Source organism: Streptomyces canarius, from assembly GCF_014650735.1.
Taxonomy (GTDB): Bacteria; Actinomycetota; Actinomycetes; order Streptomycetales; family Streptomycetaceae; genus Streptomyces; species Streptomyces olivaceoviridis.
In genome coordinates, this window is record NZ_BMVN01000246.1 from 1 (window position 1) to 566 (window position 566).

The window sequence follows — 566 nt, forward strand, 5'->3', positions numbered from 1 at the left end:
ATCTGCGGGATCCATTGTCACCATGTCTTGCTCAAATCTGACAATGTGGGTGTCCTCAAAACCCTCTCTTTCTGACACTTCTTCACTCTCTTTCCGTTCTTTCATCAGCCCTTTTCAGCTCCCATCTCAGAGCTCAACCCCCGGTAACCCTTCCAGGTCCTCATCTGTAACCCCAGTTCACTGTGGTCTTCGTGAGCTTAGAGACCGTATTGATTCAGTAAAGAACACGCAGAAGATCACTGAAGCCATGAAACTTGTGGCTGCTGCTAAAGTTAGGAGAGCACAAGAAGCTGTTGTCAATGGCAGACCTTTCTCTGAGTCCCTGGTTGAAGTTCTTTACAACATCAATGAACAGCTCCAGACTGAAGACATAGATGCTCCTCTCACAAACGTCAGGCCTGTCAAAAAAGTTGCTTTGGTTGTTGTTACTGGTGATCGTGGTCTCTGTGGAGGTTTTAACAATGCTATCATCAAGAAAGCTGAAGCTAGAATTGCAGAATTGAAGCAGCTTGGACTTGATTATACAATAATCAGTGTGGGGAAAAAGGGTAATTCATATTTCATCC

1 protein-coding gene is annotated in these 566 nt (G+C 44.7%); it reads left to right on the forward strand.

Going from position 1 to position 566, the window contains the following annotated elements; translation table 11 throughout:
• Positions 1–247 precede the first annotated feature (247 nt).
• A partial coding sequence (locus IE294_RS50540) for a F0F1 ATP synthase subunit gamma (RefSeq protein ID WP_229918618.1) occupies positions 248–566 on the forward strand: 319 nt, incomplete at its 3' end.